At 72.6% G+C, this 18,748-nt stretch carries 16 protein-coding genes; 10 read left to right on the top strand and 6 right to left on the bottom strand.

What is annotated here, in order from left to right; all coding sequences use genetic code 11:
* Positions 1-28: 28 nt before the first annotated feature.
* Both WME97_RS26320 and WME97_RS26315 read left to right on the top strand, forming a co-directional pair.
* Entirely contained in the window at positions 29-517 is a 489-nt protein-coding gene (locus WME97_RS26320; RefSeq protein WP_437541114.1) for a hypothetical protein, read from the top strand.
* A complete protein-coding gene (locus WME97_RS26315; RefSeq protein ID WP_437541113.1) occupies positions 490-1,515 on the top strand; it encodes a phosphotransferase enzyme family protein in 1,026 nt (341 codons plus the stop codon). Before WME97_RS26320 ends, WME97_RS26315 begins: the two co-directional genes overlap by 28 nt.
* 11 nt (positions 1,516-1,526) lie before the next feature.
* On the opposite strand, the gene WME97_RS26310 is transcribed toward WME97_RS26315, so the two are convergent.
* Positions 1,527-2,747, bottom strand: coding sequence for an acyl-CoA dehydrogenase family protein (locus WME97_RS26310; protein WP_437541111.1), 1,221 nt, complete (start codon positions 2,745-2,747; stop codon positions 1,527-1,529).
* Positions 2,748-3,158: 411 nt separating this feature from the next.
* On the opposite strand from WME97_RS26310, the gene WME97_RS26305 reads away from it, so the two are divergent.
* The 3 genes from WME97_RS26305 to WME97_RS26295 all read left to right on the top strand — a co-directional run bounded on the left by WME97_RS26305 (position 3,159) and on the right by WME97_RS26295 (position 5,450).
* A complete protein-coding gene (locus WME97_RS26305) occupies positions 3,159-3,737 on the top strand; it encodes a TetR/AcrR family transcriptional regulator (protein WP_437541109.1) in 579 nt (192 codons plus the stop codon).
* Between the two features lie 52 nt (positions 3,738-3,789).
* Positions 3,790-4,653 (top strand): phosphatase PAP2 family protein, encoded by an 864-nt coding sequence (locus WME97_RS26300; RefSeq protein ID WP_437541107.1) that lies wholly within the window; start codon positions 3,790-3,792, stop codon positions 4,651-4,653.
* 287 nt (positions 4,654-4,940) lie between these two features.
* Positions 4,941-5,450, top strand: a complete 510-nt coding sequence (locus tag WME97_RS26295; protein ID WP_437541105.1) for a hypothetical protein — start codon at positions 4,941-4,943, stop codon at positions 5,448-5,450.
* Positions 5,451-5,558: 108 nt separating this feature from the next.
* On the opposite strand, the gene ribA is transcribed toward WME97_RS26295, so the two are convergent.
* The 3 genes from ribA to WME97_RS26280 all read right to left on the bottom strand — a co-directional run bounded on the left by ribA (position 5,559) and on the right by WME97_RS26280 (position 10,513).
* Complete coding sequence (ribA, locus tag WME97_RS26290) at positions 5,559-6,317, bottom strand: GTP cyclohydrolase II (RefSeq protein ID WP_437541104.1); 759 nt, start codon at positions 6,315-6,317, stop codon at positions 5,559-5,561.
* A 242-nt stretch (positions 6,318-6,559) separates the two neighbouring features.
* A complete protein-coding gene (locus WME97_RS26285) occupies positions 6,560-8,005 on the bottom strand; it encodes an NAD(P)/FAD-dependent oxidoreductase (RefSeq protein ID WP_437541102.1) in 1,446 nt (481 codons plus the stop codon).
* A 582-nt stretch (positions 8,006-8,587) separates the two neighbouring features.
* The gene (locus tag WME97_RS26280; protein ID WP_437541099.1) at positions 8,588-10,513 is read right to left on the bottom strand and encodes a type VI secretion system contractile sheath domain-containing protein; all 1,926 of its coding nucleotides are present in this window, start codon (positions 10,511-10,513) and stop codon (positions 8,588-8,590) included.
* 80 nt (positions 10,514-10,593) lie between these two features.
* Here WME97_RS26280 and WME97_RS26275 point away from each other — a divergent pair, with 80 nt between their 5' ends.
* The 5 genes from WME97_RS26275 (at position 10,594) to WME97_RS26255 (ending at position 16,354) form a co-directional block, all read left to right on the top strand.
* Positions 10,594-11,982 carry a homoserine dehydrogenase gene (locus tag WME97_RS26275; RefSeq protein ID WP_437541097.1) on the top strand — a complete coding sequence of 463 codons (1,389 nt, stop codon included), beginning with the start codon at positions 10,594-10,596 and terminating at the stop codon, positions 11,980-11,982.
* Positions 11,979-12,908 (top strand): glutamate racemase, encoded by a 930-nt coding sequence (gene murI / locus WME97_RS26270; RefSeq protein WP_437541095.1) that lies wholly within the window; start codon positions 11,979-11,981, stop codon positions 12,906-12,908. The genes WME97_RS26275 and murI overlap by 4 nt, the downstream gene beginning before the upstream one ends.
* Positions 12,909-12,960: 52 nt before the next feature.
* Complete coding sequence (gene aroC, locus WME97_RS26265) at positions 12,961-14,145, top strand: chorismate synthase (RefSeq protein ID WP_012237475.1); 1,185 nt, start codon at positions 12,961-12,963, stop codon at positions 14,143-14,145.
* Between the two features lie 5 nt (positions 14,146-14,150).
* Entirely contained in the window at positions 14,151-15,761 is a 1,611-nt protein-coding gene (gene aroB / locus WME97_RS26260) for a 3-dehydroquinate synthase (protein WP_437541093.1), read from the top strand.
* A gap of 116 nt (positions 15,762-15,877) precedes the next feature.
* Positions 15,878-16,354, top strand: coding sequence for a response regulator transcription factor (locus WME97_RS26255; RefSeq protein ID WP_437541091.1), 477 nt, complete (start codon positions 15,878-15,880; stop codon positions 16,352-16,354).
* 490 nt (positions 16,355-16,844) lie between these two features.
* Here WME97_RS26255 and WME97_RS26250 read toward each other — a convergent pair whose 3' ends face one another.
* Positions 16,845-17,591, bottom strand: coding sequence for a TenA family transcriptional regulator (locus tag WME97_RS26250; RefSeq protein ID WP_437541089.1), 747 nt, complete (start codon positions 17,589-17,591; stop codon positions 16,845-16,847).
* Between the two features lie 295 nt (positions 17,592-17,886).
* The gene (locus tag WME97_RS26245; RefSeq protein WP_437541087.1) at positions 17,887-18,492 is read right to left on the bottom strand and encodes a hypothetical protein; all 606 of its coding nucleotides are present in this window, start codon (positions 18,490-18,492) and stop codon (positions 17,887-17,889) included.
* Between the last annotated feature and the right edge of the window lie 256 nt (positions 18,493-18,748).

Raw genomic sequence — 18,748 nt, 5'->3', positions numbered from 1 at the left:
ATTGGGCCATCGGTCTAGGATGGTCGCCATGATGCTCTCGTCACGCAGGCGCCGCCGCGTGCTCGCGTCCTCGTTCGTCGTCACGGTGGCCGGCGGCGCTGCGGCTTGTGGCACGGCTCAGCCGCCGTCCGATAACCCGCCGCGCCTGGATCTCTCGCCGACGTATTCGTCGGGCGTGGGGGATGCGGTCGCGCCCAGCGACGCCGGGACGACGGAGACGCAGGACGCGGCGCCTCCGGAGCCGGCGCAGGAGGCCGGGACGACGTCGGCGCCGGCCGCGTCCGGTGCATCCCACGGCGCGGGGGCGACGGCGGCGCAGGGCGAGGAGGAGCCGCTTCCGCAGCCCGCGCAGGGAGGGAAGGTGATCCGGGGCCCGGACGGCACGTGCAGGCAGTTTTTCCCGAACACCTGCCCGCCGCCTCAGCCCTCTCGCGACGGAGGCCCTCCCGTCGTCGTCATGTGCAACCCGCCGCCGCCCCAGAGGGTCGCGTGCCCGCCGGAAGGCAGGCAGCCCTGACCGCGGGGCCGCCCTCTGGAGCGGACGATACGACTCCCGTAGATCCCGCCCTCCTCGATCGCGCTCTTGCGCTCTACGGTTTCGATCCGGCGACCTGCCGGCACATCGGCGGCTTCGAGAGCCAGGTGTTCGAGGCGCGGCGGCGCGACGGTACCTTCGTCCTGAAGCTCGGGGATCCCGGGCGCAGGTCCCTGGACGCGGTCGAGGCGGAGTGTGAATGGCTGGAGTACCTGACGGCGAATGGCGTCCGCGCCGCCCCGGCGATCCGGGCGGCTGACGGCAGCTACGCGGCGTTGCTCGGCGGGCCCGGCCGGGCCGTCTGCGTGCGCGCGTACGCGAAGGCGCCCGGGGCTCCGCTCTGTGCCGACGATCTGACGCGGGACGTGGCGACCGCCTGGGGGCGGCTCCTGGGGCGCCTTCACGCCGCGACCAAGGTGTATGTTCCGCCGTCGGCGAGGCGGCGTCATGCGTGGCATGAGGACGGCGACTTCACCAGGGCGCGGGAGCTCTTGCCGGAGGACGAGCGCGACCCGATCGGCGGCCGGCTAGAGCGTCTCGTCGCGGAGCTCCGGGCCTTGCCGGCGGACCGCGACGCCTTCGGCCTGGTGCACACGGACGCCCATTTCGGGAATGTGCTCAAGGACCGCGGCGCGCTCACGTTGATCGATTTCGACGATTGCGCCTACGAGTGGTTCGCGAGCGATCTCGGGATCGTCCTCTTCTATGTCGCGATCGACCCGCTCGGCCCCGGGCGGCCGCCAGAGCTCCTCCGGATGTTCCGCGACAGGTTCCTGGACGGCTACGCCCGGGAGAACGCGCTCTCCGCGCGGTGGCTCGCGGAGATGGACCGGTTCATGAAGCTGCGCGAGGTCGTCCTGTACACGGCGATCCGCCGGGTCAGCCGGCGCGAGGCGCCGGACGCCTGGTGTCGCGCTTATCTGGAGCGCCACAAGCCGCGCATCCTCGGCGATCAGCCGGCGTGGCCGGTGCCTGGTTGAGGGCAGGTCGCTCAGCCGCCCTGTCGAGCTAACCCACCACCCGAGGGCGGCCGCGGCGCGAGCATCGGGTGCAGCTCGGCGATCCCGAGCCGCGCGCGCCCCGCGAACTCGTAGGCGTCGTCGGTCGCGGCGATGTGCTGCGTCGCCGCGTGGATGTCCCGGAAGCACCGCTGCAGCGGGCTCGCCGCGTAGAGCGCGCCCCCGCCGCCGGCCCGGTAGGCGAAGCCCGTGACCTCTGCGGCGACGTCGGTCACATACGTCTGGACGAGCCGGATCGCCGCCCAGTCCTCGATCGAGAGCGCCTCTCCAGCGCGCGCCTGGTCCCACATCCGCCCGAGCACGTCGAACGCATAGGCCCGCGCCGCCGCGAGCTTCGCCTCCGCGCGCCCGAGGTCCATGTGGAAGGCCGCGTGGCTGCCCAGCGCGAGCTGCGGCCAGGCCTTCACGCGGCGCGGGGCGACCGCGGCGATCTCGTCGAGCGCGCGCCGCCCGACGCCGAGCGCGAAGCCGACGTGACCGGCCGCGAGCAGGGCAAGCAACGGCAGCGAATGCAGCGCGCCGCCGCGCCGCTGAGGCGCCGCCGGGAAGGGGCACGTCCGCGCCTCGGGCACGAGCGCGCCCTCGATCCGGTAGTGGTCGCTCCCCGTGCCGCGCAGGCCGGCCACGTCCCACGTGTCCTCGATCACCACCTGCTCGCGCGGGACCGCGAGGCTGATCATCTCGGGCGGCCCCGCCGGAGGGGCCCCGCCCTCCGGGGCCACGATGGCGCAGGTGAACACCCACGACGCGTGCCGCACGCCGCTGCCGAAGGCCCAGCGGCCCTCGAGCACGTACCCCCCGGAGACGCGCCGCGCGAGGCCGGTCGGGATCTGGAGCCCTGCGAACGTCGGGAATGGCCCTGCGAACACCTGGCGGGCCCCCTCGTCCGGCAGGGTGCCCCCGGCGAGCGCGGCGAGCAGCGCGCTGATCATCAGCGACCACCCCGCCGACGTGTCCGCGCGCGCCATTGCCTCGAAGACCTCGACCTGCGTCAGCGGGTCGCTCTCGACGCCGCCGAGCGCGCGCGGCGCGGCCATCGCGAGCAGGCCGCTCGATTGCAGGGCGTCGACGACCGCGGGCGCGAGCGTGCGCAGCCGCTCGGACGCCTCGGCGTGGGCGGTGGCGACGCCGCGGACGCGCTCCACGGCGGCAAGGAGGCGTTCGCGCTCGGGGGATCGACGGGGCTCGGACATACGGGGCTCCTTTCCTGGATCAGGTGCAGCGCGCCGGCCACCGGCCGCCCGCGCGCCCGATGATGACACTGGCAACATGGGAAAGTTTCCACTGCCTACATTTTCTTCGCGACGGCCGGCAGCTCCTGAGCTCGCGGCCCTGTGCATCCGCGATCCCGGGCCCCGCGGCTCGGTGGGACCGCGGCCTTCGTGGTATCGTGCGCCTGCGCTGTGGCTTCCCCCGCAAGGCGCCGCCGTCCGAGCGCGCGCACCTCACCCGCAACCGCGCCGCGCCCTTCACCTGCGCCCGCGCCGCGCCCTTCACCTGCGCCCGCGCCGCGCCCTTCACCTGCGCCCTCGTCGCGCCCTTCACCCGCGCCCGCGTCGCGCCCCGTCGACCGGCCCTACCACCACGGCGACCTCCGGCGCGCCGTGCTGGAGGAGGCGCTCTCGCTGATCGAGGAGCAAGGGAACGCGAGCTTCACGCTGCGCGAGGTCGCGCGGCGCATCGGCGTCTCGCACGCCGCGCCTTACCGCCACTTCGCGGACAAGCGCGCCTTGATGACCGAGCTCGCCGTCCAGGCGAGCGCGGCGCTCGGCGCGCGGATCTCGGCCGCCCTCGAGGACGCCGGGGGCGACCTGCGGGCGCGGTTCCTGGCCGCCGGCTTCGCCTACGTCGCCTTCGCGCTGGAGCACCCCGCGCCCTTCCACGTGATGTACTCCGGCGAGGTGGACGTGGACGACCCGCGGGTCGCGGCGGCCACCTCGCAGAACCTGGGGGTGCTCCTCGGGTTCATCGAGGAGGCGCAGCGCGCCGGCGCGTTCCCGCCCGGCGATCCGTGGGCGCTCGCGGTCCCGATCTGGGCGATGCACCACGGCCTCGCGACCCTCGCGGCGTCGGGGGCCCTCTCCAAGGCCGGGCCGGCGGCGCTCCGGAACCTGGTCGACGACGCCCACGCGCGCCTGCTCGACGGGCTGCTCCTTGCCACGCCGGGGCCGTCGCGCGCCTGACGCCCGCGACGGATTTCCGTGCCCCTCCGCCCCGGCTACGCTCGCGCCCCTCATGCGTGCTATCGCCGCGCTCGCGCTGTCCGCCTTCCTCGTCGCCGTCTCGTGCTCGCCGGCCGCTGCCGCCGACCCGTCCCCCGAGCTCACGTACCGGCCGGAGATCGATCTGCCCATCACCGTCGTCGGCGGCGCCGCGTGGATCGCGTCCGAGCTCGCGAAGAAGGGCCTCGCCCCCGAATCGTGCCGCTGGTGCGCGGCCAACGCCCTCGACACGTCGATCCGCGACGCGCTGGTCTGGAGAGGCAACCCCAACACCGCTCATGATCTCAGCAACGTGACGGTCCTCGGCGTCGCGCCCGCCGCAGCGCTGGGCCTCACGGCGCTCGCTGCGTGGTACGACGGCCGATCCGACAACATCGCCGCCGATCTCGTGATCGTCACCGAAGCGATGGTGGTGGCGATGAACATGAACCAGATCACCAAGTACATCGCCGGCCGCCAGCGGCCGTATGCCCATCACGACAACCTGGATGTGCTCCGCGCGGGCGAGGGCACCTCGGGCGCCCTCCCGCACGACGACGATCTCTCGTTCTTCTCCGGCCACTCGACGGCCGTCTTCTCTCTCGCCGCCGCGAGCGGCACCGTGGCGTCGATGCGCGGCTATCGCGCGGCGCCGTGGGTATGGGCGAACGGAATGGCGATCGCCGCGCTCTCCGGCTACCTGCGCATCGCCGGCGATCGCCATTATTTCACCGATGTGCTCACGGGCGCCGTATTCGGCGCCGCCTCCGGCGTGCTGATCCCGGCTTTGTTTCATGCCCCGCGCCCGGGCGTTGCCAGCTCTGGCACCCGGAGTTTTCGCCTCTCGCTCGCGCCGGTGGGCGGCGGCGCGGGCGTGGGCATCGCCGGCGCCTTCTGAGCCGGATAGCGCGATTTCAGCCATCGGCAAGCGGCAGCGCTGCTTTCGGATGGCGTAAGTAAGCAGTGTTGACAAACCGGGTGTTCATTTTTACAATACGCCTGTCAGCTAGGAATGCTGGTGCTCGGGCCGTCGTTGCTGGAGCGCTAGCTCATTACGTCGAATACGCCGTGCCGCCCTGGCGGACATGGCGACGGCGAGCTGCGGTCCCGCAATGGGCACGCGCGTTTTCGCGGGCCCGTTTCGGCGGGGTGCCGCCAGCTCGGCCCCATGAAGGAGTCGACGACATGCATGTCGTTCACCATGCGTCACACACCCGGTGGATCGCGGGAGGCCTCGCCGCCCCGCTCTTCGCCCTCCTCGCAGGTTGCAGCGATCAAGCGCTCGGGGCGCCCGTGCCGGCGCCCGGCGCCGAGCTGCAGCCTCGGTCCGCGCCCGGCGTGGGCCGAGAGCTATCCCAGGGGAGCGCCGGTCAGGGCGAGCCCACGCTTCGGCCCGCCGCGACGGCGGCCGCGCTGCTGGAGCGCGACGAGCTGCTCCGGGAGGCCGGGCGGCTCGCGGAGATCAGGGCGGTGCTCGCGCGATCGCCGGAGGCGCCGCTCGCCCTGCTCGACGAGCACCGGGCCGAGTTCCCGGAGGGGCGCCTCGCGGCCGACCGGGAGATCGTCGCGATCGACGCGCTCTTGCGCAGCGGGCGCGCCGACCAGGCGCGCGCCCGCGCCGGGGATTTCCTCTCGCATTTCCCGGCGAGCCCCCACGCGGACCGGGTTCGCCGCCTGACCGGCGCCGCGCCATGAGACGATCTCGACACCGCCGCACGGCGCCGCCGTAGCGCCGGACGGGCATCGATGGAGGCTCGCGGCCGCAATGGTCGCTGAGCCTGGGCCCCCGCGCCAGCGGGGGCCTCAGCCCGCGGGCGCCGGCTCGGATTCCGGGGGGGCCATCCCGTCGACCACGACCGGATCGCTCTGCTCGACCAGGTGCGGCTTGCCCCACGTGTCGATGAAATGCCCCGATCGCTTCGCCTTGGTCTCCAGGTAGAAGCGGTTGTGATCGTTCGGCGGTATCACGTGCGGGATGCGCCCGGCCACGGAGACTCCGTATTGCGTCAGCTGCTGGACCTTGTTGGGGTTGTTCGTGATGAGCTCGATCGAACTCACGTTCAGGCTGCGCAGCATGTGCGCCGCGACGGCGTAGTCGCGCTCATCGTCCCTGAAGCCGAGCGCCAGGTTGGCCTCGACCGTGTCGAGCCCCTGGTCCTGCAGCGCGTAGGCCCGGATCTTGTTGATGAGCCCGATCCCTCGGCCCTCCTGGCGCAGATAGAGCAGGATGCCCCGATCCATGCTCTGGATCTTCTTCAACCCTTCGAGGAGCTGATCGCGGCAGTCGCAGCGCAGCGAGCCCATGACGTCGCCTGTCACGCACTCGGAGTGCAGCCGCGTCGGTACGTTCGAGGCGCCGATGACGTCGCCGTGCACCATCGCGATGTGCTCCTTGGCGTCTCGGTTGTTCCAGAACGCCACGATGCGGAAGTGGCCGGCGCGCGTCGGCAGCTCGGCGACGCCGACCACCCGCACGCAGACGTTCACGTGGCCAACCCCATCGCAGTCGTGCGCTCGATCGCGGGCGACGAGCTCCAGGAGCGCATTCATCGAGTCGGTCATGTCCTGCCTCCGCGAGGAGCCGCCTCGCGAGCCGATCCGTCGTGGGTAAAGGCGCGCACGTCTTACCAGAACACGACGGCCAGGCAACGCTCTGCAGCCGCGCGGGGCGGCCCCCCGCCGGAGCATGCCTGTCGACACGGCACCACGGCGCGTTCGTCCCGCCGACACGGGCCTCGCGCGGCGCGGAGCCGTCGCCGTCATCACACGTCTGGAGCGAGGCGGCGGGCTCAGCTATTCAGGCGTCATTCGGGCTGCCCTCGGTGGGCTGCGCCGGCCGCGGCCACCTCCGGCAGCGACCCTGACCGCCCCGCGCGAAGCACGCGCAGGATCAAGCGAGGATCCAGGAGCGCCTCCGGCCCGTCGAGCATGTGCAACGCGCGCACGAAGCGCACGTAGACCTCGCGATCGACCTGCGCGGCCCGGTGCAGCATCCCGGTGTACCAGCGCATGATCGGCTGGAGGAACGGCCGCCGGCCCCTGGTCTCGGGGTAAGCGAGGTCTTCCCCCGTGGACATCCGCCACGGCAGGTCGACCGCCCTCGCCGCGGCCGCGTGGTAGCGGCGGGTGAGGCCCGCGATCGCGCCGCGCCCCGCGCGGCCGCGCTGCTCCTTGAGCGCGGCGTCGAGCGCCAGCGCCTGGAGGCAGGCCGACGTCATCCCCTGGCCGTAAACGGGGTTGAAGCTGGCGAGCGCGTCGCCCAGCACGGCGAGCCCCTCGGGCATCCGCGCCATCCGCTCGTAGTGCCGCCGGAGGTGCGCCGGGAACTTGGAGACCGCGACGTCCGTCACCGGCTCGGCCCCGAGCAGCGCCCGGTAGAGCGCGTCGTTGGGCAGGCCCCGGGCGAACTCCAGGAAGCCCTCGGGATCGGCGGGCGGGTGATCGCCGAACAGGCCCGCCAGCACCACGATCCAGCGCCCGCCCTCGATCGGCGCGATGCAGCCGAACCGCCGGCTGTCGGACGGCGAGCCGAGGACGTACAGCGATTTCCACGGGAGCTCTGCCGGATCCCGCGGCCGGTACTGCCGGCTGGCATACCCCACCCGGACCTGGATTGTCGACTCGTCAGGCCGCCGGTAGCCGAGCGCCTCGAGCCACGCCGGCGCGCGCGAGCCGCGCCCGCTGGCGTCCACAACGAGCTCCGCCGGCAGCCGCTCGATCTGGCCGCCCTCGTCGCGTTGCCGGAGCACGACGCCCGTGATCCGGGAGCGATCGCGAGACGCCGAGAGCTCCACCACCTCGCGCTGGTCCAGGCGCCGCACTCTCGGCAGCGCGAACGCGCGGCGGCGCACGTGCGCCTCGAGCAGCGGACGGGTCATGCACACGGTCCGCACCCCCGTCTCGAAGCGCGGCTTCCAGGCGCCGTGGTGGTGCCACGCCAGGCCGAGCCCGAAGTCGTACGCGATGGCTCCGTCCTGGAGTAAATCCCCGGTGAAGCCGGGGAACAGGTCGTTCAGGATCCGCTCTCCCTGGGCGAGCAGCCCGTGGAGCTGGCGAGCCTGGGGCACGCCCTTGCGGGCCTCGCGGAGGTCATCCGGGATGGCGTCGCGCTCGACGACGGCCACCTCGCCGAAATGGTCGGCGAGCACGCGGGCTGCGACCAGGCCCGCGATGCTCCCACCGATCACCACCGCCCTGCGGCCGGCGAACGGGCGATTGGAGCGGATGTCCTCCTGGGTGCAGGGCTTCATGAAGGCGCCAGGATTGCAATCCTCGGGCCGCCCCTGAGGACTGCAAGGCCGGCGCAATGCTCGCTTCGTGATGAGGCGCTCAACCCGGGTTGCGCGCGCTGCGCACATCGCGCGCGACCCGCCGAGGCCCGACTGAGCAGCTGCGCAACTACGCAACTCCACGCGCTCCGTCGAGATGAAAGCGACGATCACTCCCGCGCTCTTCGTCGCCATCGAAGATCGACCTCCGGCACGACAGGCGCGGAGAGGCCGTATCGAGGCGCCGCCGCCCGCCGGCGGGTGGCCGCTCCGGGGCGGGTGTGAGAAAGAGCACCGCTCACGATCCGGTCCTCGCGTCTTCGTGAGAGACGCTCGACGTGCATTGCAATGCCGCGCGCCCGGAACCGCGCGACGTGACCCGTCGTCCCGCGATGGGCGCCGGGCTACTTCTTGCGGCAGCCGCAGTCGGACGTCGGCGCTTGCGGCGCCGCAGGCCGCTGGCACGTGGTCACGAGGGTGCTCAGGACAGCGAGGAGGATCGCGACGCGGAGCCGCATGCCGGCGATCCTCCCCCGCGCGCCGGGCGGCGTCAATCCGGGGCGCTCAGCCGAGCGGCATCTCGAGCGACACCTCGTCGAGACCGACGCCGAGGAAGCGGCGCGGGCGCACCGTGACCGCTATCTGCGCGCCGCCCTCGCCGCGGCCCGCCTTGACGGTGAGCTCGATGCTGGCGGGCGGCGCGCTCTCGAACAGCGCCCAGAGGGCACCCTCGACGACCGGCTGGACCTCCGCCGGGTCGCTGTCCGGGGGCAGCTTCGAGCAGAGCGCGCGCAGGAACTGGACGACGCGCGCGACGAAGAGCTGATCGACGAGCGAGACGCGCTCGAGGCGCTCGTCCGGCTCGGCCGTCGGGCTGTCGTACGTGAGCTTCTCCGGCGGGACGTAGGCCGTCGGCGCGGCGAGGACGTACACCGCGTCGCTGTTCGGGGCCGACGCGAGCAGCAGCACGCCGCTCTTGGAGAGCTCGCGCTGGGTGTCCGTGGACACGAACGCCTCGGTCGGGATCGCGACGCCCTCGTCGCCCTCGTACGCGCCCTTCACCTCGTGCACCGGCAGGTCCCCGAGCGTGCCGCCGCCCTTCGCGCCCGTGACGCGGCAGGGCCACGCCGTCTCGCGGAAGCTCCCCGCGATCAGCGCGCCGACGACGTACGCCGGCGAGATCCAGACGCGGCCGCCCTCATCGCCGGGCTGCTCGGCGATCGCGGCTTCCCGGATCCGGGAGGTCGTCCGGTCGTACGGCATCCGGCCGAGCACGCGGTTCATCGCGATCGCGACCCACCGCGCGCCATGCCGCGCTGCAGCGGAGCGCCACGGCGCGCGGTGCGGCGCCCGGAACAGCGCGGCCTTGTTGTCGAGCCGCTCGACGCCGCCGAGATCGTCGACCCCGAGCAGGCGCGCGTCGCCGTTCACCACGGCGGGGAGCGCGTGCGCCTCGGCGACGCGCGCGATCTCCTCGAGCCGCGCGAGCGACGCGGCGCTGCCGTCGATCGCGACGTCCACGATGGCGACCGACGCCGGCGGCTCGGAGCTCGCCGTCTGCGCGAGCACCCGCGCGAGCGCGCCGGCCGCCTCGTCCGGGCGCGCGCTGACGACGTCGAACCGGACGCCCTCCGCCGCCTTCGCGCGCTCCACGAGCAGGCTCAGCCCGCGCCACGCCTCCTCGAGGCGCCGCACCTCGGGGTGCTGCAGGATCGCGCCGAGCTGCGCGCCGATCGCGCGCTCGATCTGCGCGATCGCCTCCGCTGGCCGAGCGGGCTGGCCCGCGCGCGGGCGGGCGCTCGCCGCCACGGTCGCGATGAGCTCCGAGAACCGCCCTGCCTCCGCCGGCTTCTGATCGAGGCTGCCCGGCGTCGCGGGTGGGGGCGCTGCCTCGGCGCCGTCGCTCCCGCCGAGGTCGACCATCGAGAGCAGCGCGTCCACGTCCGAGCCGGGCGCGGGCGCCGGCGCCGCGGGCCGCTCCGCGGCGGGCGCGGAGCGATCGGGCGAGGCGTCCCGGCGCTCCGGGAGGAGGCCCAGGATGTCGCGCACCAGCGGGGAGCCGCCCCAGAGCCGATCGAGCTCGGCGCGCGCCTGGTCGAGCGTGGCCGAGCCGTCGCGCAGCCGATCCAGGACCCGGCGGCCATCGAGCAGCGAGCGCAGCAGCGGCACCTCGGCGCACAGCGCGTCGGGCCGGAAGCTCTTCAGCCCGGCGGGCGCCAGATCGACGCGCACCGCCCGGCCCGCCGCGAGCACGCTCGGCACCTCGATCGCGAGCCGTGGCCGGAGCATCGTGAAGAGGTTATCGAAGCGGCCCCCGTCGACGCGGATCGCGCCCGCGGGCGGGCTCGCGCCGGCGTTGTGCGGATCGCGCGGGGTGAGATCGGCGACGACGAGCACGCGCAGCGGGAGCAGCGGCCCCCGCTCCACGGCGTCCCCGTCCTCGCCCACGTGGAACCTGAACTCGTCGCCCAGAACGCCCTTTTCCGTCATGGCCAGCGCAGCATAGGCGTCACCTATCGGCGCGAGAAGCGCTAAGCTCCGCGCGCATGAAGACGGAAGGCGGTCCGCCCTTGAACTTGAACCCTGAACCTCACGCCGCCAGCGATCGCAGGCGCCTCCGCGGGGGCGCCCCGATCCAGATCGGGCTCCTCGGCTGCGGGACGGTCGGCGGCGGCGTCCTGCGCCTCCTGGCCGAGAACTCCGGTTACCTGGCGGAGCGCGCGGGCGTCCCCCTCGTCGTGAAACGCGTGGTCGTGCGCGACCTCGAGAAGGAGCGCGTCGGCGCCCTGGATCGCGGCCTGCTCACCACGAACCCCGAGGAGGTCGTCGACGACCCCGCGATCGACGTCGTCGTCGAGGTGATGGGCGGCGAGACGCCAGCGCGCGCGCTGATCGAGCGCGCCATCGACCGCGGCAAGGGCGTGGTCACCGCGAACAAGCTGCTGCTCGCCGCCCACGGCCCCGCGCTCCTCGCGCGGGCCTCGGCGCGCCAGGTCGACCTCGCGTTCGAGGGGGCAGTCGGCGGCGGCATCCCGATCATCCGGACGCTCCGGGACGCGTTCGCGAGCGACTGGGTCGAGCGCGTCACCGCGATCCTGAACGGGACCTGCAACTACATCCTCACGCGCATGCGCGACACGGGCGCGTCGTTCGACGCCGCGCTGCGCGAGGCGCAGGCGCTCGGCTACGCCGAGGCCGACCCGTCGCTCGACGTCGACGGCCACGACGCAGCGCACAAGCTGATCGTCCTGGCGATGCTCGCCTTCGGGGCGCAGGTCGACAGCGCCGACGTGCACACCTCCGGGATCCGGAGCATCGAGGAGGCCGATCACCGCTACGCCGATCGGTTCGGTTACACCATCAAGCACCTGGCGATCGGCCGCGATCTCGGCGATTCCATCGAGCTGCGCGTGCACCCCACGCTGATCCCGAAGCAGAGCGTGCTCGCCAACGTGTCCGGCGTGCTCAACGCCGTGCTGCTCGAGGGGCGCGCCGTCGGCCCGTCGCTCGTCTACGGCCGCGGCGCCGGCGACCTGCCGACCGCGGTCAGCGTCGTCTCCGACATCCTCGACGTCGCGCGCTCGATCGCGTCGGGCGTCGCGGGCATGCAGGGCCGAGGCATGTCGATCAAGCCCCGCGCGGTGCGCCCGCTCGGCGAGATCGTCTCCCGGTACTACCTGCGCTTCGCGGTCGAGGACCGGCCCGGCGTCATGGGTCGCCTCGCCGGCGCGCTCGGCGACGCGGGCGTCAGCATCGAGCAGATCGTGCAGCAGGGGCCGACGAACCCGGGCTCGGGCGCGGCGCCCGCGGGCGGGGCGGCCGCTCGTCAGCCCGCGGTGGACGTCGTGCTCATCACGCACGACGCGCGGGAGGGGCTCGTGCGGAACGCGCTCGACGCGATCGCGCGCGAGCAGTTCCTCCGCGAGCCGGTGCACCTGTTCCGCATCGAGGAGCCGTGACGTCCCACAGCGACGCGCCGCTCGGCGTGTTCGACTCGGGCCTCGGCGGCCTCACGGTCGTGCGCGCGCTGCGCAGGCGCTGCCCGGCGGAGGACATCGTCTACCTGGGCGACACGGCGCGGGTCCCGTACGGCACGCGGTCGCCGGAGACGGTGGTCCGCTACGCGCTCGGCTGCGCGCGCGTGCTCATCGGCCGCGGCGTCAAGGCGATCGTGGTCGCGTGCAACACGGTGAGCGCCGTCGCGATCGACATGCTCCGGGTCGAGCTGGATCTGCCCGTCCTCGGGGTCATCCTGCCCGGCGCCCGCGCCGCCGTCGCCGCGTCGCGCGGCGCGACGATCGGCGTGCTCGGGACGGCCGGGACCATCGCGTCCGGCGCCTATCCCCGCGCCGTGGCGTCGCTCAGCACCCGCACCGAGGTCGCCGGCCAGGCGGCCCCGCTGCTCGTCTCGCTGGCGGAGGAGGGATGGCTCGAGGGCGAGGTCCCGCGGCTCGTCGCGCGGCGGTACCTGGAGCCGCTCATCGGCGCGGGCGCCCGCTCGATCGTGCTCGGGTGCACGCACTTCCCGCTCCTCCGCGCCGCGATCGAGGCCGAGACGGCGTCGCTCGCCGGCGGCCCCCTCCCGATCGTGGACAGCGCCTCCGCGACCGCCGAGGAAGTGGCCTCGTTCCTCGCGGAGCGGGGGCTCGCGACCTCCCGGAGCACGCCGGGCGGCCTCTCGCTCCTCGTCACGGATCTACCGAAGAGCTTCGCCACCGTGGCGGCCAGGTTCCTCGGGGAGCCGGTCGTCGCGGACGGCGCCGTCCGCTCCTCGACCCAGGCTGGCGCCGCTGTCCGCTCTCCGACCCAGGTTGGCGAAGACGCCGCTGGCCATTCTTCCCCTTTTTCCGCCCAAGGCGTCGACGTGGAGCAGATCGACCTGTAATACGCAGCAAGCTTCGCCCGGGGCTCCGGGCGCGGAGGAGGTTTTCCACACGATGACGCAGCTCAGGTGGCTTTCGGCCGGCGAGTCGCACGGGCCGGAGCTCGTGGCGACCGTCGAGGGTATTCCGGCGGGCATGCCGCTCCTCGCGGAGGACATCGACGAGGATCTGGCGCGTCGCCAGCGCGGTTATGGGCGCGGCGGCCGGATGAAGATCGAGACCGATCGCGTCCGCCTCGTCGCCGGTGTGCGCGGCGGCGAGACGCTCGGCGGCCCCATCGCCATGGTGATCGAGAACCGCGATCACGCGAGCTGGGCCGGGCGGATGGGCCCCGAGCCGTTCCCCGAGCCGCCCGAGGCGCTGACCCGCCCGCGCCCTGGCCACGCGGATCTGGCCGGCGGCCTGAAGTACGCCCGGCGGGACCTGCGCGACGTGCTCGAGCGGGCGAGCGCGCGCGAGACCGCGGCGCGGGTCGCGGTGGGCGGCGTTTGCCGCAAGCTCCTCCGGTCCGTCGGCGTCGAGGTCTTCGCCCATGTCCTGTCGATCGGCCCGGTGGCGTCGCCGACCTCCGCCGCCTCGGGCGGGGGTGAGCTCCCGCTCACCGAGCTCCGGGAGCGCGCCCGCGCCTCGGATCTCGCGTGCGTCGACGCCGTTGCCGCGCAGGCGATGCGCGACGCCATTCGCGAGGCCGCGCACCGGGGCGACACGCTCGGCGGCGTCTTCGAGGTGATCGCCACGGGCCTGCCGCCCGGGCTCGGGAGCCACGTGCAGTGGGACCGCAAGCTCGACGGACGGCTCGCGCAGGCGCTGATGAGCATCCAGGCGATCAAGGGCGTCGAGATCGGCATCGGCTTCGAGGCCGCGCGCATCTCGGGCTCCGAGGTGCACGACCCCATCGCCTACGATCAGGGGGCGCACGCCTTCACCCGCCCGTCGAACCGCGCCGGCGGCCTCGAGGGCGGCATCACCAACGGCATGCCGCTCATCTGCCGCGCCGCCATGAAGCCGATCGCGACGCTCAAGCGCGCGCTCCCGTCGGTCGACGTGCGCACCAAGGAGCAGTTCGACGCCGCCTTCGAGCGCAGCGACGTCTGCGCCGTCGCGGCCGCCTCGGTCGTCGGCGAGGCGATGGTGGCGATCACGCTCGCCGCCGCCCTGCTCGAGAAATTCGGCGGCGACAGCCTCACGGAGCTCTCGCGCAACGTCGACAGCTACCTCCAGCAGGTCCGCTCTTACTGAAGGCCATGGAATTCCTTTCCGACGCACCTCCGCTCCTGCTCACCGGCTTCATGGGGGCAGGCAAGTCCACCGTGGGCCGCATCGCCGCCGCGCGCACGGGGCTCCCGTTCCTCGATCTCGACGACGCCATCGTCGAGGAGGCCGGCGAGAGCGTCCCGTCGCTCTTCGCGAAGCGCGGCGAGGCTGGCTTCCGCGCGCTGGAGGCGGCGACCCTGCGCCGGCTCCTGGCGGCGCGCGGCCCGCGCATCATCGCCCTCGGCGGCGGCGCCCTGGTCGATCCCGCGCTCCGCGCCGAGGCGCTCGAGCGCGGCTGCGTCGTCGCGCTCACCGCCACCCCGCGCACGATCGCCGCGCGCACGCCGAACGGCAACCGCCCGCTCCTCGACGGCGCGCCGGATCGCGAGGCGCGCATCCGGGAGCTCCTGGCCGCGCGCGCCCCCGTCTATGCCGAGGCCCACGCGCGCGTCGTGACCGACGGCGTCTCCCCCGCGGACGTCGCGGGGCGGGTCCTCCGCGCCTACGCGGATCGCCCGCTCTTCGTGCCGCTCGGCGACAAGAGCTACGCGGTGCGCATCGCCTCCGACGGGGCGGCGTCCACCGCGGACGCCATCGCCGCGCTGGCGCCGACGTCCGTCTTCGTCGTCACGGACGAGAACGTGAGCCGCCTCTGGGGTGCGCCGCTGCTCGCCGCGCTCGCGGCGCAGGGGACGCCGGCCGCGGCCGTCACGGTGCTCAAGCCCGGCGAGGAGCACAAGCGGCTCGCGGCCGTCGAGGCGGCGCTGACGGCGATGATCGACGGCGGCGCCGACCGCGGCGCGGTGGTGCTCGCGCACGGCGGGGGTGTGGTGACCGACATCGGCGGCTTCGCCGCGTCCACGCTGCTGCGGGGCGTCCGCTGGGTCGCGGCGCCGACCACGCTCCTCTCGATGGTCGACGCCTCGGTCGGCGGCAAGACCGGGGTCGACCTCGGGCCCGCGAAGAACGCCGTCGGAACGTTCCACCAGCCGTCCGCGGTCGTCGCGAGCCCGGCGGCGCTCGCCACCGAGACCGACCGCGCTTACCGGAGCGGGCTCGCGGAGGTGGTGAAATCGGCCTGCATCGGCGATCCGGAGCTGCTCACGCTGCTCGAGCGCGAGGCCGACCGCGTCCTCGCGCGCGACCCCGGCCTGCTCGCCGAGATCATCCGCCGCTCGATCGCCGTGAAGGCGGCCATCGTCGCCCGCGATGAGCGCGAGTCGGGCGACCGCGCCCTCCTGAACCTCGGCCACACGCTGGGGCACGCCCTCGAGGCCGAGGGGGGGTTCGTCCGGCTTGCGCACGGCGAGGCGGTGGCGCTCGGAATGGTGGCCATATTCCGCGTCGGATGCGCGCTCGGCGTGACCGACCGCGCGGCGGCCGACCGGGCGACCCGCCTGCTCGCGCGGCTCGGTCTGCCCACCCGGATCGAGGACGAGCCGGTCTCCGCCGCGCTGCGCTTCCTGTCGCTCGACAAGAAGCGCCGGGGCTCGTCGGTCCGGACGGTGCTGATGCGGGACATCGGCAGCACGTTCGTGGAGCCGATGCCGCTCGATCGCCTCGCCTCGCTCCTCGAGCGCGCGGCCGCCGGCGCGACCTGATCCTCGGACGCCGCGCGGTGCGCCTGAGACAGCCCTGCTCCGGGCGAAACCCCTGCGTCGGCACCGCACGCCCTCCTCGCTGAGCGCCTCCGGCGCAGACGGCGCTTGCGCTGTCGGTGAATAAAATCGATGTGTTGCCAACGTTCTTCGGAAAAAAATTCCGGCACACCGCCCGCATCGTCCGCTCCGCGCTATCTTTCCCGGCGCCGATGGTGACCGCGACGAAGAAGAGAATCCTGGTGGTGGAAGACGAGCAGGACACGGCGGCGATGATCGCCCGGTTCCTCGGCGACGAGTTCGACACCGTGGTCGCGACGAACGGGGTCGATGGGCTCGCGCTGGCCCAGCAAGAGCCGCTGCCCGATCTGGTGATCGTGGACATCATGATGCCGAAGCTCGACGGCGTGAGCATGACGAAGCGGCTCCGCGAGCACGAGCCGATGCGCCGGGTGCCCATCATCTTCCTGACCGCCAAGTCGGATCCGATGGACGTCATCGCCGGCATCCAGGCGGGCGCACGCCATTACATCACGAAGCCCTTCGTGCTCGACGATCTCAAGAAAAAGGTCCGCAAAGCCGTCTACGGCCGCTAGAGCGGCGGTCACTCGCTTCGGATACGGGCCCACCTCGACGTTTTCGGTGCTCAGCGCACAGGAGTGCGCTTGCGCGCCGAAAACGTCGATCTGGGCCCGTCTCCTGTGCGAGAGACCGCCGCTCTGCCCCGGCGGACAGCGGGGCCGGGGGAAACGGCAGCAGGGGGCGGGACTGGCTGGCGGTTCGCGGTGGGGGCCGCGCTGGTCAATGAGTCGAACGGCGAAGAGGTTAAGAGAAGGGGAGAAGGCCGACTGGCGATCTTGGCATCTCCGAGGTCTCTCGCCTCGAGCAGGTCCGTTTCTCGCGTGCTGCTTGGTGCGGCAGGGCAGGAATTGCGGCGGTTTCTGACGCCGTCACGCGCCGGCACCGCGGGGCGCTCGCCTTGTGTTCTTTGAGGGGTCTTCGGAGAGCCGGTATCTCCGCTGGGGCTCGGCGCCGGTCGTGCGCGGCGCTGCCGGTCGTGCGCGGCGCTGGCAGGAGGTGGCCGCGTCAGCTGCCGCCGCGGTGCGGGACGCTGCAGGCCCTGAACGCCTTCTCGAACAGCTCGAGCGAGCGGGAGATGCTGGAATGCACCCGGCGGATCTCCTCGGCGGAGGTGGTCGCGAGCTTCACGATCTCGAGCGCCTCGCGCGGGTGGGCATCATCGTAGTTCGCATGCGCGGCGAGCCACGTCAGCGACTTGCTCCCCTCGCCATAGAGCTTCGTAAAGCCCGGCAGCACCACGCGAGAACACTCGCCGATGACCCCCTCGATCGCATAGTTCACCGCGCCGACCGCCTCCGCGAGGGAGCCGCGGTAGGACACCGACCAGAGCCACTCGAAGAGCGACGCGATCTCCGGGCTCGGGCGGTGGCTCGTGATGTCCGAGGTGCTGTGCCCGTGCCACGCCGCCCAGTCGAGGTACCAGCGCACGTGCAGCGCCTCGACCCGGATGTTGCCGATGAGCCAGTCTCGCACCAGGGAGTCGCGCGGCGTCTGGCCATAGGTCGTCTTGGCGAGGCTGAGCCCCATGTACTTCGGGAACGCCTCGACCACGCAGAAGAACTCCCGGAGGAGCCCCTTCCACATCTCCTGATCGACCGGCGCCGTCATCGTCTGCGCGATCGGCGGCGTGTAGACCGCGGCCTTCCACTGGTCGGCCAGAGATTCGAGCATGTCCTCGACCCAGACCGGGTGCGGCGTCGCCTGTAGGCTGTCCTTGACTTCCTTATGCCGCTGCGAGCGAGGTGACAGCATGAAATTACCTGTTGGGTTGCTGGGTCAATCCGCCTCGTGGCTGCCCGCCGGCCTCTACCCCACCGAACCCCCGCAGGCTGACCGGTCAGCGGCCGTCAGGAGACAATCCGCACAGCAGGCACGATGCTGACCCCGAGCACGAAGGACGAGAGGGGCAGCGCGAGGACCTCACCATGGGAGGCTTCGTGTACATGTGTCCTGCCTGCATCCAGTCTGGATCAAGGTGAAGGAGCAAGTCAATAGACAAACGAGGGCGCCGCCGCAACGACAAGAGGGCCGATCTCGCTCAGGTCGCTCACCATACGACCTCGGAGAGGCACTCCGTCGCGCCGCGGAACCGGCACCGCTGGTGGGTTACTTTGGGGGTGGATGCACCGCACAGGAGGAGCGCCTGCTCGACCCAGCCGCAGACGCCTTCTCCGCAGTTCATCGCGGAGGGCCCCTCGTCGTCCCCCGTCGGGCCTGTGATGGTCAGCACCCACTCCCGCGGCTTCACCATGCGCGGGAAGACCTTCCCGGCGTCGAAGTAGCGCGACCAGAACATTCCAGTCCGGGCGACGATCGTGTCGGGCATGGCGATCGAGAGCGCGAACTTCAACACCGTATTGAGGTCGCGATCCGCGACGTAGCGGGCAAACCGCTTGAGCTCAGCGGTTTGGTCGCTCGCAGTGCGCGCGTGCGTTCGCAAGGCGCGGTTCCAGACGCCGATCGGATACCAGCTGCTCGCGAGCAGCGGCTGAGAGAGTACGTCCCGGTCTGACTTGGGCAGCGACGTCACCAGGCGCTCCCATGAACCGGCGTCGCGGGTCGTCGTGACGAACGACCGGAGGTTGACCAGCAACGTTCCTTTGCATCTACCGGCGGGGATCGAGGTCTTGGTCTTCGTCTCGTGCGTCTTCATCGCGGCGAACCTACGGCGGGAAGGCCCCGGCGAAGCTGAGCCCGATCGGGGGGGCGGCGCACGTACCCTCGGGCGGGAAACCCTGCCCGGGAGCACATCGTCGGGGCAACTCCAGGAGTCGTGGTTGTACCTTGCAGGGGAGCGTGAGTCGGGCTCGATGGCAAGAGATGATTACGTGGGAGCAGCCGTACGACACGAGCCGACGTGGCCCTGCGCAAGATCACGCCGGTTGTCCAGCTCTCCTTTCGACCCGAGA

This window comes from Sorangium sp. So ce367 (assembly GCF_051520455.1).
Classification (GTDB): Bacteria; Myxococcota_A; Polyangia; order Polyangiales; family Polyangiaceae; genus Sorangium; species Sorangium cellulosum_B.
The sequence above is the reverse complement of the archived record's forward strand: the minus strand, read 5'-3'. Positions and strand labels throughout refer to the sequence as shown.